This is a genomic window from Flavobacterium sp. TN-1 (genome assembly GCF_052828645.1).
The window spans coordinates 1,695,592-1,708,750 of record NZ_CM128253.1; the positions used below are offsets into that span (position 1 = coordinate 1,695,592).

At 32.8% G+C, this 13,159-nt stretch carries 20 protein-coding genes; 5 read left to right on the top strand and 15 right to left on the bottom strand.

The genetic code is table 11. The annotated features are described in order from the left end of the window. The first annotated feature begins 9 nt into the window (after positions 1-9). Positions 10-519 carry a hypothetical protein gene (locus ACUXZJ_RS07215; RefSeq protein WP_446196197.1) on the top strand — a complete coding sequence of 170 codons (510 nt, stop codon included), beginning with the start codon at positions 10-12 and terminating at the stop codon, positions 517-519. Between the two features lie 32 nt (positions 520-551). Here the strand turns inward: ACUXZJ_RS07215 and ACUXZJ_RS07220 are convergent, their stop codons facing one another. The 12 genes from ACUXZJ_RS07220 to ACUXZJ_RS07275 all read right to left on the bottom strand — a co-directional run bounded on the left by ACUXZJ_RS07220 (position 552) and on the right by ACUXZJ_RS07275 (position 8,762). Beyond that, the gene (locus ACUXZJ_RS07220) at positions 552-869 is read right to left on the bottom strand and encodes a hypothetical protein (RefSeq protein ID WP_446196199.1); all 318 of its coding nucleotides are present in this window, start codon (positions 867-869) and stop codon (positions 552-554) included. Between the two features lie 48 nt (positions 870-917). Further along, positions 918-1,268, bottom strand: a complete 351-nt coding sequence (locus ACUXZJ_RS07225) for a hypothetical protein (protein WP_446196201.1) — start codon at positions 1,266-1,268, stop codon at positions 918-920. Further along, complete coding sequence (locus tag ACUXZJ_RS07230) at positions 1,243-1,485, bottom strand: hypothetical protein (RefSeq protein ID WP_446196202.1); 243 nt, start codon at positions 1,483-1,485, stop codon at positions 1,243-1,245. Before ACUXZJ_RS07230 ends, ACUXZJ_RS07225 begins: the two co-directional genes overlap by 26 nt. Position 1,486: 1 nt before the next feature. Continuing rightward, complete coding sequence (locus ACUXZJ_RS07235) at positions 1,487-2,209, bottom strand: DUF2786 domain-containing protein (RefSeq protein ID WP_446196203.1); 723 nt, start codon at positions 2,207-2,209, stop codon at positions 1,487-1,489. Positions 2,210-2,216: 7 nt separating this feature from the next. After that, positions 2,217-2,681, bottom strand: coding sequence for a hypothetical protein (locus ACUXZJ_RS07240; protein ID WP_446196205.1), 465 nt, complete (start codon positions 2,679-2,681; stop codon positions 2,217-2,219). Positions 2,682-2,688: 7 nt separating this feature from the next. Beyond that, positions 2,689-3,246 carry a hypothetical protein gene (locus tag ACUXZJ_RS07245; RefSeq protein WP_446196207.1) on the bottom strand — a complete coding sequence of 186 codons (558 nt, stop codon included), beginning with the start codon at positions 3,244-3,246 and terminating at the stop codon, positions 2,689-2,691. Positions 3,247-3,378: 132 nt separating this feature from the next. Beyond that, a complete protein-coding gene (locus tag ACUXZJ_RS07250; RefSeq protein ID WP_446196209.1) occupies positions 3,379-3,861 on the bottom strand; it encodes a M15 family metallopeptidase in 483 nt (160 codons plus the stop codon). A gap of 3 nt (positions 3,862-3,864) precedes the next feature. Further along, positions 3,865-4,104: a hypothetical protein gene (locus ACUXZJ_RS07255; protein WP_446196210.1), complete on the bottom strand. Its 240-nt coding sequence runs from the start codon at positions 4,102-4,104 to the stop codon at positions 3,865-3,867. Between the two features lie 73 nt (positions 4,105-4,177). Continuing rightward, positions 4,178-4,636 (bottom strand): hypothetical protein, encoded by a 459-nt coding sequence (locus tag ACUXZJ_RS07260; RefSeq protein WP_446196212.1) that lies wholly within the window; start codon positions 4,634-4,636, stop codon positions 4,178-4,180. Positions 4,637-4,726: 90 nt separating this feature from the next. Next, positions 4,727-5,404: a DUF3164 family protein gene (locus ACUXZJ_RS07265; protein WP_446196214.1), complete on the bottom strand. Its 678-nt coding sequence runs from the start codon at positions 5,402-5,404 to the stop codon at positions 4,727-4,729. 158 nt (positions 5,405-5,562) lie between these two features. Beyond that, positions 5,563-6,495, bottom strand: a complete 933-nt coding sequence (locus ACUXZJ_RS07270) for an AAA family ATPase (protein ID WP_446196216.1) — start codon at positions 6,493-6,495, stop codon at positions 5,563-5,565. Positions 6,496-6,524: 29 nt separating this feature from the next. Continuing rightward, positions 6,525-8,762: a hypothetical protein gene (locus tag ACUXZJ_RS07275; RefSeq protein WP_446196217.1), complete on the bottom strand. Its 2,238-nt coding sequence runs from the start codon at positions 8,760-8,762 to the stop codon at positions 6,525-6,527. A gap of 155 nt (positions 8,763-8,917) precedes the next feature. Here ACUXZJ_RS07275 and ACUXZJ_RS07280 point away from each other — a divergent pair, with 155 nt between their 5' ends. Continuing rightward, the gene (locus ACUXZJ_RS07280; RefSeq protein WP_446196219.1) at positions 8,918-9,355 is read left to right on the top strand and encodes a hypothetical protein; all 438 of its coding nucleotides are present in this window, start codon (positions 8,918-8,920) and stop codon (positions 9,353-9,355) included. A gap of 120 nt (positions 9,356-9,475) precedes the next feature. Then, positions 9,476-9,685, top strand: coding sequence for a hypothetical protein (locus ACUXZJ_RS07285; protein WP_446196221.1), 210 nt, complete (start codon positions 9,476-9,478; stop codon positions 9,683-9,685). A gap of 98 nt (positions 9,686-9,783) precedes the next feature. Here ACUXZJ_RS07285 and ACUXZJ_RS07290 read toward each other — a convergent pair whose 3' ends face one another. Next, complete coding sequence (locus ACUXZJ_RS07290) at positions 9,784-10,206, bottom strand: hypothetical protein (protein ID WP_446196224.1); 423 nt, start codon at positions 10,204-10,206, stop codon at positions 9,784-9,786. A gap of 125 nt (positions 10,207-10,331) precedes the next feature. After that, positions 10,332-10,529, bottom strand: a complete 198-nt coding sequence (locus tag ACUXZJ_RS07295) for an XRE family transcriptional regulator (RefSeq protein WP_446196226.1) — start codon at positions 10,527-10,529, stop codon at positions 10,332-10,334. 94 nt (positions 10,530-10,623) lie between these two features. On the opposite strand from ACUXZJ_RS07295, the gene ACUXZJ_RS07300 reads away from it, so the two are divergent. Together ACUXZJ_RS07300 and ACUXZJ_RS07305 are read left to right on the top strand one after the other, a co-directional pair. Further along, on the top strand, positions 10,624-11,352 hold the full coding sequence (locus tag ACUXZJ_RS07300) for a S24 family peptidase (protein ID WP_446196228.1): 729 nt from the start codon (positions 10,624-10,626) through the stop codon (positions 11,350-11,352). A 365-nt stretch (positions 11,353-11,717) separates the two neighbouring features. Continuing rightward, positions 11,718-12,332 (top strand): rhomboid family intramembrane serine protease, encoded by a 615-nt coding sequence (locus ACUXZJ_RS07305; RefSeq protein WP_446196279.1) that lies wholly within the window; start codon positions 11,718-11,720, stop codon positions 12,330-12,332. Positions 12,333-12,377: 45 nt separating this feature from the next. Here ACUXZJ_RS07305 and rlmB read toward each other — a convergent pair whose 3' ends face one another. After that, positions 12,378-13,118 carry a 23S rRNA (guanosine(2251)-2'-O)-methyltransferase RlmB gene (gene rlmB / locus ACUXZJ_RS07310; protein WP_060383172.1) on the bottom strand — a complete coding sequence of 247 codons (741 nt, stop codon included), beginning with the start codon at positions 13,116-13,118 and terminating at the stop codon, positions 12,378-12,380. Positions 13,119-13,159 lie beyond the last annotated feature (41 nt).

The window sequence follows — 13,159 nt, forward strand, 5'->3', positions numbered from 1 at the left end:
TTTAAAGAAATGAAAGAGTTTTACCAAAAGATGGTGAGTGTGTTCAATGATGAACAAACCAAGGAAATTTATAGAAGTCAAGGCGTTTTACCTGTACGATTTGTAGACTTATACGCTGGTCAAGATTACGACCCGCAAAATTTTGATGCCCATTTATTTCCTGCTTTATTCGTTCATTGGAATGTTGACCATACTAGTCAAACTGCTACGATGACAATTAGGCTTGCCTATGAACAGTTAAGAGATTACTCCTCTGTGAGTTCTAACGCTAAAGAAGCTTTGAAATTTTTAGATTTCGTAAGAATAACAAACAAAATACTAGTCTCTTTCCACACAAAAAATACTGGGCGACTAGTGCTTGTAGGGGAAGAACTGGCGGTAGCCGATACTGTGGTGGATGTTTATGTTTTAACCTATAACTGCCGTTACCAAGGGATGTTAACCCCTAAAGAATATACAAAGGTAGGAATTGAAAATATACAAATAGAAGCTGATTTATACCAAAAAATGCTAGACTAAAAAAGCAGGCATTTAGCCTGCTTCTTTAGATGTTAAATGGAATCAAGTGCTTTTAGTGATTCATCTAATGTATCGAGTACTTTAGTTGTTTCTTTAGTAAAGTTGATCATTTGTTTTCCAAATTCCTCCTTCGTTAAGCATCCTTCAACTTTATTATCTACCATAGCAACAATATGCGTGTCATATATCCAATAAGAAGCTCCTAAAAGCGCTATTTCCTGTTTCTCTTTTGGCTCACCAACTAAATGAACTACTTCTTTAGTTGCCATTCCAACTTTAATTTTCGAGAAATCAGCCTTATTACATGATACTGCTAAAATAAAAGATAAAGTCAAGATTATTTTTTTCATATTTTTAATTTGTTTTTATGTTTTGTAAAATTATAAATTATAACTAGCTTATTTGTTTTTTTTACTTAAAATATCAATCCATGAATCTACTTTTTGTAGTTGTTTTTCGTAAAACTCACATATTGAGTTATCTTCATGATCCATAAAATCGAAATGCATTAAATAGACTTGATTCAATTCATGACCACTATAAATCCCTTTGTAACTACTTAATAATGCAGATTTGGCAAATGAATTTATTTCAAAAACAACTTTCTCACCTTGTAGTAATTTTTGAATACAAAGGCGTTGTACTTTTGTCAGTTTTGAAAAAAGCTCTTTCTTAAGCCTATTTACTCTTTCCTCTCTAAAAAGGATAAGCTCATCATGAGCGTTAATTTTCAATTGTTTTTTTCTCATTTTTATCGTTTAAAATAGTTAATTGTTCTATCTTTTTTTGTTTATAATCGATTATTCTTTTTAGCCGTTCTATTTCCTTTGTCTGCTCAATATGCTGGTCTAAAGCGTAAAAAAGGATTTCAGGAACGGTTTTAAAACCTTTTTTCGTCTGTACTTCTTCCATTTGCTTGCGTTGTTCAGTGGTGAAGCTTCGAATGTAGGTGCTTTGTTTAATCATACTAAAATGTCAGTTTCAATGAGGTTTTATCAACAGGTTGTGTTGATAGACCTTGAATCAAATTGATTTCTTTTCCTTTTTTTATCCCTTCCTCCATCGCTTCTAATTCGCCCGTTATAGGTCTGGATTTCTGCGTAAGTATTTTTAAATCTAACTTTTGAAAATCTTGTTTAACACGTTTATTTTTTTCTAAAACTATCAAACCGTAACCTTCAGGAATGTTAGATTTTCTATTTTCATACATTTCTCTCATTTTCTCCTGAACTTCTATAAGAAACCCTTTTATAAAGCTTGATGATAGTGTCCTGCCGTGATAGTTTTTTCTTAACTTCATGTATTTATCAGACTTAACAAATCTATCCTTTTCATTTAGACACGTTTTTGTTATAACATAATAAAAATATCCGCATAAATCTACATCTTGCTCATGTCCAAAAAACACTATTCGTTTACTATTATAGTAATATTCACAATCAAAAAGTCTAGCTAGACTGTTGTAAAATATAGTCAAATCAAATCCTGATTTTGTTAGTTCGAATTGTTTTGAAAGACATTTTTCAATAACCTGTTCATCCTTTAAATCATACTCTGAAATAAAAAACTCGGTCATCAATTGATTAGCTTTGTTTAATGCTGACTCCATTTCTTCTTTTGTAGCCCCATTGTCCACGGTTTTTGATAGTAGCGCTTTAATTTTGCCTTTTATTCTTTCTTTGTTTTCCATATTTCAACTATTTATTACTATTAAACCCTTTTGCTCCCTTCCAAATACGCTCAATATTTTGCGAGTAATTAAATGTTTCCTCGCTGGCTTGATCCTTATGCGCTCGTAGGCTGTTATTTTCTGCTAATTCAAAACGTTCCTCAGCATACTCTGAAAAAAAACGTAGCATTTTTGCAGAATTTAGTGCTTCAAAAAACTCTCCATATTTGCCCGAAATAATACGTTTGGTAAGTAGTGTGAGGTCTGTAATTTTTAAATACGCAAAGTCATTTATAATTTGTGTAGCGCACCATTCTATTTGATCCTCAGTAAGCGGTTTGTTCAAGTTTAATATATCATTAATGTAAATAAGCCACACCATAACCAAGCCTTTTGAAAAATTATCGCCTTTATCCCTACGAATTGCGCCTAAGCTTGGCGCATTTATATTCATGGCATCCTCTATTTTTATTACTTTATAGGCGTGTGACATGCAGTTTTTAGGACTGTAACGATTCAATAATTTTTCGTTGGAAACTGTCGCTATATTTGATTTTTGAACCACTATTACTTTGTTTGACATCTTGTAAAAGTTTATTAAGTTGGCTATTTATATACTTTAAGTCGGTGTTTTTATGGTGAAACTTATCTAGCTTATTCCAGTTATTCAAAAGGTTTTGCCAGACTTGTAAAGTTTCTTCTTGTGTAGTACATACACTTTGCAGGTAACTAATAATTTGTTTTAAACATTTACCATCTATTCCTGTAAACTTGGGAGGGAATCCTGTATAATTTTCATAAAAAGAGAACCAAGAAGTATTAAATTCTTGAAACAAATTCTTTTCTTTTACTACTTCCGTATAGCTTACAGTGTCTTTTAAAGTAGCTTTAAAACTTGTTAAATCACCTAACGTAGGCGGGAGTATTTTTCCTATTTTGTCCCATAAATTCGGGAGCATTTTACCTTTTTTTAGTTTTACAGATTCTAGTTTTCCTGACTTTGAATAAGTAAGTACAAAATGGCAGTCTGTTTTTATTGTGTGTGCGACTATTTGCATTATTCAAATTTTGGTTTGCCGATTACTTCTTTACACTTACAGCATACTTGTACTGTTTTTTCAACCGTTGTCCAAACCTCCAGTACTTTGGTGTAAGTACTGGAGTGGAAACATACGGTTTTTATACTTTCATTATTTTGTTTCATATTTTACATATCCGCTGGTGTCTTTAGCTAGTTTTGCTAATTGCCTCCATGTTAGATTTTTTTTCTCAAAGTGTGGCATATCTTTAAATCTTATCCAGCTACCACCCCAAACCCAACCATGCAGAGCAAAAATCTTAACACATTCCATCCAATCGGCTATTTGGTCATTATCCCAGTCCTTAGCCGTATCCCAACTAGCCGTTTTACCGTCTATAATTAGGCAGATGTCGACCGCAAATCCATAATTATGAATAGACTCACCGCCTTTAGCATTGGTCACTTTTTTTCCTTTCTTACTCCTGCCTATGGCGTACAAATCATTTTGTTCTTCGATAGTTCGTAAGCCTTGAGTGATTCGTACTTGCGCTTTACCTTGTAAAGCTTGATTACAACTATCGATAATCTTTGCCATTTCTACCCTTACGGAAGGGTGTAACTTACTGATGCGTTCCTGAGTAACTTTGTCCATGTTTTAAATATTAAAAAGTGTTAATTGATTATGCGTGTGTTCCACTTGGGTAATCTTTCTTAATTCTTGTTTAGCTGGAGTACCTAGGTAACTTGAAAATGTACGCTCGCAAATCTTATACTTGGGATAAATTATTTTCCAGTATATTTCCTTTTGCGTTAACCCTTTTTTGTATTTCTCATGAATTGTTATGTCTTGAATTTCAATAATACGTTTGTAAAGATTTTTTTTATTGTACGCCATGCCTAAAAAAGAATTTAATTTTTACCTTTACTTTGCTAAGAGGAAAGGCTTGTCAGGTATGGCAGGTCTTTTTTTAATTTTGGCTTAAATCATTTAAACCTAACTCATTATACCAAGCTGTTGTGTGAGGTATCATTTTAGCTCTTGAAACTTTAACACTCATCGCTTTGAATTGTTGAATTAGCTGTGGAAATTCGGATATTTTATATTCATTTAAAGATTTTTTAAAGATGCTTTTATGTATCATAAAACGATTAAATGTTACCCATGAATCAGGCGTGTATATCCCAATGAATTGCGCTTCTTTAATAATAATTGAGCGAAGTCTTTTTAACTCTCTTTCTTGCTCCATTTCAATTAAAAAATCAATAGCTGATTTCTTAGGAAAAAAACGATTGTAAAGCGCTTCAATTTCTTGACTTGAAAGCTCATTAATATCAGTAGTCCGCTTAGTTTCCATGTACACAGCCTGACCTAATGCCGAGGCACTAAATTTGCTACATAAAGCCTTAATTTTGTCTTGTATATTCATAATATCTTTTTTTATGCCCCTGTATAAACAGGGGACATTTAAAACTTTGCTCCCGCCCAGTACTCGAAACTGGGAGTGTGCCTCTCGGGATTATTCTTGATTTTCGTCTTTTATCAAGAAACTCAAATCAAAACCTTTTGGAAAATTCATCGAGGATATTGAAAGGGGTAAATGCTGGTCAATTCCTACGTTATTTTGAAACGAAGCTTGAATAAACCAAGCTGAACGTCGTGGCGAATAAGCATTTTCAATAATTTCAACTCCCTCCAGTAATTCAAAATTTTTATATTCTTTTGTAATCTGCTTTAGTTCCATTACTCGTTTTGGGTCTAAGTCCCCTTTTTTATCAGGTTTAAGCAGGTTGTTTATCTGTTTTACCAGCTTAGCAGTATCTTCATCTTTTATTAGCGAATTAATGAAGTTCTTTACTTTAGCAACCCCCATAAAAACGGTATCATCATAACTAGCAGTAACATGATAACCTATGGTGATTGTTTGTCCATTACTAGCACTAAAGGTGTGTGATTTCTGATTGGTTTTTGTGCTGTAGGTTTCAAACTTTAATTCTATAAGCTGTTTTAGACCTTGGTAGATTTCAGCTTTTATAACTTCGCCATCTTCTGACCACTGTTTTAATCTGTTGAACAATTGCGGAATGTGTTCCTCTTTTAAATCGTTAAAAGCCTTTTTATTTGCTTCTTTTTTCTCATTTCTACGAGCTAATTCGTTTAAAATTTCATCATCTGATAATTGTGCTAACACTTCCATCTTATTGTATTTCTGTTTGTATGTTATAATTGTGTTTTAAAAGTTCTTTTACTTTATCGTTTTCTATTAATTCAGGGCTTATGTAGATTGTTTTTCTGCGGGCTTTTACTCTTGCACCTAGTTTTTTTAAACACTTGTATAAGTAATACCGCTTTTGATTAATATCTGCCATGATGTATTGAGCTTAATAGTTCTGCCGTTATTGGTTCATTTGTTTCGGTTACTTCCTTTATTGCCTTTGTTAGGATGTTTTTCAACGTGTCAAAATCCTTTATTCTCATAACAAGCCAGTTAATCAGTCTTTTAGAAGTAATCCCCATTTCAAAGCATATATTTTCAATATCCTGCGCTATATCTTCAACACATCTACCACGATCTGAAAAACGGCGGGCTGTTTGTCTGAAATTTTGTTTGTTACGTTCAAATCCTTTGCTTAGGATTTCATTAATTCCCATCCCCACTAAACCAAATGCTACACGTCCTTCCAGTAAATCGGCTAGTGTTTTAATTACATTGATGTAGCCCGTTTTCCCTTTGATGTGTTCAGCTTCATCTATATACAGGATCACATCTTCTAATGACAGTAATTTTTTTACTACTCGTTTTATAATAGCTCCAGCTGTACCATGTGTTTCAACTCCTACTGTTTCAGCTATGTTTACGGCAAATTCTTTGCTGTTTTCTATTGCTGAAGCTGTTACTAGGAAAGTATTCGTGGGGAATTGTCGTTTATATTCTTTACAAGCGTATGTTTTACCCGATCCTGTGTCACCATCAAAAGTAAAACGCTTTTTTTCAGTACGAGCTTCATGTATAGTGGTCATAAAAAGCATGAAATTTGTTGTATCAAAATGCCTCCATAATTCCGCTTTTATTTCATAACCAATTACTTTACAAATAGCCTCATAATATTTGTCCTTTATTTCCGACTTTGCGATGCTTGTTTTTCCCTGTAAAATGTTTGATACATAAGCTTCGCCAATTCCTGCAACACGAGCCAAATTGGCTTGATTCGTATTTTTTTCAATTAAATACGTTTTTATAGCCTCGGGAATCTCTTTTGTTTTTTGAAAATTGTTTAATTTTGTCATAACTTTTTTTATTCGTTAGTTTCCATATATTAAGCACTAGCTTGATTGTTTAAGTTCTCCTGTAGTTGGGAGAACTTTCTTTTTGCCCTCTCTAGTCGTATTTCTTCGGCAGTTTTAGGCTTTTCCTTTTGGCTTTCCATTGCCTCGTTATATTGTTCTTTTCTTACCCCTAATTTTGCTTGATGCATATACGGTAATTCGCTTATTTCTTGAGTTTCTTCCTCATCATCATCATCATAAAATAAAGCATCAAAAATTTCTTTAACTTGTGTTGAAAAATCATCAGCTCGATTTATTTGGCGTTGCTTTCTTGCTAAATGATAATTTAAAGCCTGATCTGTTAATTCGTCTGATTCAGCCTGTGACTGACTAGCTTTAATTGCAGGTAAACAAGTCATTAAATATTTACCGTCCAAGCTGTACAAATCTGCCATTTCTTCATCCCAAACCACTCGTACTTCAGCTGTTTTGTAATGATTAGCTTTTTCTATCACCTCCATACTGTCAATGGGGTCAGGTAGCTCAAAAAGGAAGTCTTTTGTATTGTTATACCCGCCTAATGATTTACTCACTTTTATAAAACCACGCATATAAGCTGGGTTTACTTTTGTGTGATTTGCGTTTAGATAACGAAGTACTCGTTTATCCATGGCTTCACATTTTGGGTTTTTGTTTTCAAATCGCTCATTAGGCGATAATCCGTCAGCCCTTTTGGTTTCATTCCATCGCTGTACGATGTCATAAAACTGTATTATAGCCTCTTCATACGTAGGTAAATCATCAATTTCAAAATAATCAGGGTTTGATTGCCCCTCTATTCCAACATTCCATGAGGTAGAACCAAAGTTACTTAGCCCTCTAAGACTGTTTTTGAATAATCTGAATTGCATCTCGGCAGGATTTGCTTGTGAGTTACCCACTTGAATATTTCTAACCTTATTAAAAACCATATTTAAAAGGTCTTTACTTTCGCTAGAAGTATAAGCTGAGTGGTTATCACTCACAAACTCAAACATAGTTTGGTAATTACAGCTTTCCATTGCCATTTTTATTGCTTTATCTAGCATAGGGAAGGTTTCGGTACTTTCACCTTTATTTGCTACGCTCCATCCTACAATTTTACCTGAAGCAACATCTGATATAAGCATCACATACAACTTGCGGGATTTTTTATCCCCTTTTCTATTGTTGTAACGGTAGTTGATTGTTCCTGAGCCATCAGCACAAAACAACGAATGCGCAAATTGTAATTTAGCAGAAGGAACATAGGTCAAAGAGCTTTTTTTGTACCAATCTTCACCATGACGTTCTTTTAGCGTTAATAGTTTCAGACTATTTATTCTAAATGCCCTCGTGTATGTCTCATAAGAAATAGGCGTAATATCAAAGTACTGTATTGTGGGTATGTAAAAACTTACATATTGCTGACGCTTATTTAGTTTTTGTCCGCCTCCAACATTCATAAAGCCGTAAAACATAATCGCTTGGTGTATATTGATAATTTTTTCTTCACCAGTTTCTTCGTCATATATTTTTAGTTTACCAGCTTTTAAAGCGTTGATATTTTTGTATTTTTTAGAAATTAAAGCATTACGCTGGTTTAGAGTATTTTCCGATGGGAATGAATCAATTTTATTTCGTAAATACTCTCCGCTGGATACGTTTAAACCTTCTAAATTAAGAGGTTGTACTAATTCTGCACAAATAGTATAGAAGTCAGACTTAGTTTGTATACCAAGCTCTTTATAAAATTCGTTATTTGAGGTTTGCTTAATAAATACACACCACGCTCTAGCCATCATTAACTGAGTAGCTTTTTCCTGACTAAATCCAATTTCAGCATTAAAACGATAATAATTAACATCTGAACTATCATATAGTTCCTCTACGTGTTTTACGATGCTTTCTTTTGCATAGTTTTTTAACTCGCCTTTGCTTAATGATTCAAGTTCAGCGTAAGCCTCTTTTATATCGTTAAGCGTACCTAATTTGCTACGATAAAAACAAGGTTTGCGATCAGGAATATTATCGTAACAATAATAAAAAGTACCGTTTACTCTTGCCCAGCGCCAACCTTTACCGCTATCGGGTAAGTATGTTTTACTCTTGGCTAAATCACACGCACGTACTGTTTTTTTATACCGTACTCTTAGGACAGTAAATTGCTTCTCATTAATCTCAAATAATGCCGTCACAAGGCGTTGTGACAACCAAAACGTTTCCGTTTTGTCTGCTTTACGCAATAGTATGTCGCTTTGTTTGTACATGGGTTAATGAATTGAATTAAATTTGTTTGTTCCCGCCCAGTACTCGAAACTGGGTGTGTGCCTCTCGGGATTTTGCTTTTTTTAAAAAAAGGTAATTACCTTTGTTTGAATATCTTTATTACCTTTTAATAATAAATTAAACAACTTTGTAAGAGATGAGTCTTGAAAATTATCTTCTAAAATCGAATGCACCCGCTCAAGAGATACGCTATGCTTTTTCTGAGCAAGAGGTTGAACAACTTTATAATCTCGTATCAACGATGAAATTTCCTGAGTATTTACGCTTTGTTGGGGAGAATCTTGAAGACATTCAAAAATATACTGCAATAACAGATTCTCAACGCAAGCAGAAGAAGTGGGTGAATCACAGTAAAAATTTACTGATTCGCATGGCAGCTTTACAACTTGCTGATGCAACTGTCGAATTTTTGAATGATATATGTGATATTGCGCTGGTGGTAGATTCAGGATCTTACCGTAAATTTCATTCAATAATTTCGACAGGTCTTTTTGATAAGATTCTTTGTAATCCTTTCTTTTATTTCCCATTTCAAGAAGATGAGTATAGTCCAAATCCTTGGAAAACCTTTTAAATTCGTTTTTTGCCATTTTTTTAATTTTTAAATTTGTTCCCGCCGTGGTGTCGAAACCACGCAATGCCGTGGCGGGATAAATCACTATATTTACCCTCTCAATTATAAAATTTTAGTGATATGGAAAATGAAATTTTAAAAGAAGCTTTTTTTAAGGCTGTATCTAATCATTGTGCTATTCAGACTTTAAATGAAATCGTACTTACTAATGAACAAAAGGTTCTTTACAAAGAGATTTACTTAAAAAATATGGCTAAATATGCTAAAGAACTAGAGGCAAAATATTCTATAAATCTTGATCTTGAATCAATCTTAAAAAAAGCTCTTTAAAAAAATCCTCTTTAAATTTTGTTTCTTCTTCTTTTATAACTTCTCGTATTAATGGTGCGAAAAGTTGTTTTAATACTTTCTTTATCATTTGTACATTTTTATATTACTTCAAGTAGTGTTTTCTGTTGATTGAAAGCCTCTTTAAAAGAATTGGTGTGTAATTCGAATACTTTCCCCGTAGTATCTGAAACAACCTCTTTGAAATGTTCTTCGGCTAACCTTCTGAATTCTATTACTTCATGATGCCCTAGTGTTAGACTTACCACTCCATCGGGGTTTTTAAACTTAACAGATACACAATTACCATTTTGAAGTGCAAATGATTCGTTTTTATGCTTTTTCGAAATACTACTTAATGCGTTGTAATCCTTCTCAAATCCTAGCACGTCATAACTCCAGTTTACATGCTTTAAATATTTTTCTTTATATCGGATAATAGCTATTGTTAATCCTGAATTAATTAAATCGGTGACAAGTCCTCTTTTAAATTCAATTGTTTCACTGTATTCTAGTTCTTTCATATTAACGGTAAATGGTTTTTATATAAATCCCAAACAACAACATATAGTTTGCGGTTACACTTTTTTTTAATTGACAATCGTACACCATACGACTTTCAAACTTTATTGCTTTACTGAGCAGTTTTCTAACAATTTTCTTTAGTGTTTTCATTTTGTATAAGTTTTTCTAGTTCTTGTTTAATATTTAATCCCTTACCTCGCTTTGGAATGCGTTCACCTCTAGCAATTTGACCTACATACATTTCACATGTATTATACTTTCGAGCTATTACCTGATAAGGGGTAGGTACTCGATGGTTAATTTTTTGTGCTATCGTTTCCATATTTTCTTATTTTTGCTTAATTATTACACCGCAAATATAGAGTATTTACTCTATAAAACAAATAAAAATAGCAAATAATCTAAATAAACAACTTGTGATTACAGATCGTATACTGCAAATAATTGATTATAAAGGAATAAGTAAGTCTAAGTTTTACAAAGATACTGGGTTGTCAAACGGGTTTTTAGACAAAGTTAAGGATATTGGGGTTTCCAAAATTGAGTATATACTCAAAGCTTATCCCGAAATAAATATAAATTGGTTGTTATTAGGAACAGGAGAAATGTTGGTGACGAAAGATGAAAATTTTACTAACAAAATAAACGATAGTTTAATTGTTAGTAAAAATGATTCAAAACCAAATATGTATAAAAACCTAACAAATGAAGAATTAACAGGTTTTGTAACTGAATCAAAACAGGGTATTCCTTTATTGCCTTTTGATGCTTTTGCAGGGATAGGTGATAGTAGTGTGGCAGGGGTCGATTTTGACACTATAGAGGATCGTTATGTAGTACCTCTGTTTGATGGTATCAAAATAGACTTTATGATACCTGTAAGAGGCTCTAGTATGTATCCTAAGTATAATAGTGGTGATGTGGTGGCGTGTAGATTAGTAAATGAATTACTTTTTGTTCAATGGAATAAGGTATATGTTATTGATACCGTGAGTCAAGGGGTAATAATGAAGAGATTACTAAAAAGTAGTGAAGCTAACACAGTGGTTTGCAAAAGTGACAATAAGGATTACGGTGAGTTTACAGTACCTATGTCTGATATTCGAAGTATTGCACTAGTAGTTGGCGTAATTCGTCTGGAATAGTCTTTGAAAAATCTACAATTTTAAAATTTACAAACACACAACATTGAAAAGTCTACATTTTAAAAACAAGCACTCATGTAATTGTAAAAAATCTACTTTTTAAGCATAGGTTTACAAAGCAGTTATTTGCTGTATATTTAAGAGATGGCTTTTCTTAATTTGTATAGGTTCAAAGCATTTATTATTAAATTACACTTTAAGACAATTAAAGTGCGCCTTTTTTGGTGTTTATTAAACCTTGGTTTCATTTTTTATTCAATTTATTAAATCAAAATGAAACCAAATTAATGTTTTTTAGGGATTAAGCCTTTATATTTGGTTTTAATAATTATAATCCCCGAAGTTTGGCGGGGTTGAGAGGTGTCTTGTTTAGTCCTTTTTTGCATGGTGATATAGGGCATTTGTTCAATAATTCTTTGCCTTTGCTTTTTTTATTAGCCTGTTTGCGTTATTTTTATAGGGAACACTCTTCTTTGGTTTTATGGTTGGGATTGCTTTTATCAGGTTTAGGTACTTGGTTAATAGGTAGAGAAAATTATCATATAGGAGCAAGTGGATTGGTGTATGTTTTGGCTTCTTTTATTTTTTTTAAAGGGATTCAAACGGGATATTATAGATTAGTAGCTTTGTCTTTTACAGTAATTTTGTTATATGGGGGAATGATTTGGTATATCTTTCCAAGTGTAGAGGAACATATTTCTTGGGAAGCTCATTTATCGGGTTTTTTGGTAGGTTTGGTTTTTAGTTGGTTATATGATGCGCCAGTATATCAAAAACCACTGATATATGACTGGCAAGAGCCAAATTATGATTCTAAAAAAGATCCTTTTATGAAACATTTTGATGAGGATGGTAACTTTGTTTCGAGTTCTAAAATGCGTCAAATAGAATTAGAAAAATGGATTTATTTTGTTTCAAATCTTCCTGTCATGTATGAAGTAAAAAAGCCTGATGAAACATCAGGCAATAACTATAATTAATTGCAAACTCAAGGTAATACAATATTGCTTTAAATGTATAATATATTAAATTTCTTGTCTTTGTCTTACTGTTTCGTATAGGAAAGCACCACATGCTACCGAAACATTTAAGGATGAAATAGTGCCAAACATAGGAAGTTTAGCTTTCTCGTCAACAATTTTTAGAACAGATGGATTTACTCCTTTATCTTCGCTTCCCATAATAATAGCAAGAGGTTCTTTTAAGTCAATGTCGTAAATATTATTGTTGGTTTTTTCAGTAGCAGCTATTGTTTTGATACCCGAGCCTTGAAGGTAGAAGACAGCATCTTTAATATGATCAACTTTACAAATAGGGATATTGAAAACAGCACCAGCAGATGTTTTTACGGTGTCACCATTTACGGGAGCAGAACCTTGCTTTTGAACAATGATACCATCTACACCAGTACATTCTGCAGTTCGGATAATAGCACCAAAGTTACGAGCATCACTTAATTGGTCTAAAATTAGGAAAAGAGGAGTTTTTTTATTTTCTGTTACTCTTTCTACCAAATTTTCTAAGCTAACAAAAGAAATAGGGGCAATGGTAGCAACAGCTCCTTGATGATTATTTGAGGTTAAACGATTTAACTTTTCAATAGGGACGTAACTAAAGTTAATATTGTTTTTCTTTAAAGTTTTGAGTAATTCTTGCATTAAGTCTCCTTGTGCATCTTTTTGAACAAAAACTTTATCTATTTCTTTTTTTGCATGTATAGCCTCAAGGATGGCTCTGATTCCGAAAATTTGGTTGTCTTTTTCCATGGAGGCAAAGATAAAAAAAAAGTGTCAAATTTTTAATTTGA